3 protein-coding genes are annotated in these 1,755 nt (G+C 60.1%); all 3 read right to left on the reverse strand.

Annotated features, from left to right (window positions below):
• On the reverse strand, positions 1 to 263 hold a 263-nt coding region (locus ACE3UY_RS18430; RefSeq protein WP_374688946.1), incomplete at its 3' end, for an SPFH domain-containing protein.
• Positions 264 to 366: 103 nt separating this feature from the next.
• Positions 367 to 816, reverse strand: coding sequence for an NfeD family protein (locus tag ACE3UY_RS18435; RefSeq protein WP_374688947.1), 450 nt, complete (start codon positions 814 to 816; stop codon positions 367 to 369).
• A gap of 350 nt (positions 817 to 1,166) precedes the next feature.
• Positions 1,167 to 1,755, reverse strand: a 589-nt coding sequence (locus ACE3UY_RS18440) for a hypothetical protein (RefSeq protein ID WP_374688948.1), incomplete at its 5' end; no start/stop codon positions are given.

Consider the following 1,755-nt stretch of genomic DNA (forward strand, 5'->3'; position numbering starts at 1 on the left):
GCGTCCACCGTCACAACGACGTTGTCGGCGGTGATGACCTGCTGCGGCAGGACGTTGATCAGCGCCTCGCGCATGTCCACGCGAATCAGGCTGTCGATGAACGGGATGAGGAAGACCAGGCCCGCGTCGGCCGTATGGCTGTAGCGACCGAGGCGGATGACCAGCCCCTTCTCAAACTGTTTGATGATGCGGACGCTGAACAGCAGCGCCGCGATGGCGATGAGGAAGATCAGCGCCAGGACAACGACTAAAAAGCCACCCATGATTCTCCTGCCTTTGGAAGAGAAGCATCCGCAGATTTCGCAGATTACGCAGATTTCAGAAATGCCCGCGCTAAATCTGTGTCACCCGTCGATGCTTTATCCATTACTTGCTAAGCTTGCGCACGATGAGCGTGACGCCCTCGATGCCTTCGACGATGATGGAATCCTTCTCGTAGAGCACCTCTTCGGCCGAGGCGCGCCAATCTTCATCGTTGACGCGCACCAGACCGGCTGTATCCGGGGTGATGCTGCGCACAACGACGCCGCCCGCGCCGATGAGCTTGTCGATGTTGGTCTTCTTGGTGACGGTGGTGATGCGCTGGCGAATCTTGTTGCGGCCGACAGCGATGTACAGCACGCTCAGCACCGACGCCAGGATAAGCATCATCACGACGTTGTTGAGGAAGATGCCCGCCAAACCGGACACAATCAGGATTGAGCCGATCAGCACCAGGTCGAAGCCCGTCTGGATGCCGACGACCAGTTCGGACAGTACCAACAACAACCCGGCAATGACGAACAGTTGGGGAATCGTAATCTGGAATTGATCCATGGTCACACCTTATGTTCGTAGTTGGCTGCCGCGGCGGCAGTTGCGGAGAGGCGACTGAACCGCTCCCTACGAACTCCAAACGCCGGCGAACGGCTTTCCGGCACGGCCGCTCTTTCCTGTGCGGCCATACAACACCCTATACGCGCGATCCCGCGCGAAGTTGCGCGGCGAATTGCGCCACATGTGCCGGATATGGATATTATAGCAGAGTTTGGGGGAAATATCGGGGTGAATGTGGTAGGGGCGGGTTTGAAACCCGCCCCTACAGGGTGGCGATGGTTGTAGGGACGGGTTTAAAACTTGCCCATTCAGGACGGCGGCGGTTGTAGGGGCAGGTTTCAAACCCGCCCCTACTCGACCGTCACATCCGCATACGTCTCCACCCGATTGCCATCCAGGTCTTCGACGATGTAGCCGATGGTGAACGCGCCGGCCGGCGCGTCGAGCACCTCGTACGTCCAGGCTGACTGGCCGAAGGTCAACGTGCCGCCCTCTTCATAGGACATCTCCGTCAGTTGCCCTTCCGCGTCCAGGTCGTACCACTTCTCGAACACGGTGAACTGGTCGCCGGCCTGCGGCGTCACTTCCCAGGGCGCGGTGGTCGGGCTGTTGGGATTCACGTCGGCGCTCTGGAAGGCGAAGATCTGTTGCAGCGTCTCGTTGCTGAACAGCGCCCGCGCCAACCGCTGCTCGCCATCGGCGAAGGTGTACATGCCGTCCACGGCGTAGATAGCCGCTTCCGGCGACGCGCCATAGCTCTGCGGCTCCAGCAGCGCCAGCACCTGATTCTGGCCGTCATTGATGGCGAAGACGATAGGCTCCCACTCGAACTCCAGCGTGAACGCCCCCTCGCCCCAGTCAGGGTAGTAGATGCCATCGATCTCGCGCGTGTCGCCGCTGTCGATGTAGTCCATGTCGATGACGTTGACCGAGTTGGCC

Source organism: Promineifilum sp. (SeqCode), from assembly GCF_041918635.1.
Classification (GTDB): domain Bacteria; phylum Chloroflexota; class Anaerolineae; order Promineifilales; family Promineifilaceae; genus Promineifilum.

What these genes read in the sequence shown, in the direction of transcription:
- ACE3UY_RS18435 (WP_374688947.1), bottom strand. Translation starts at nt 816, where the DNA reads ATGGATCAATTCCAGATTACGATTCCCCAACTGTTCGTCATTGCCGGG.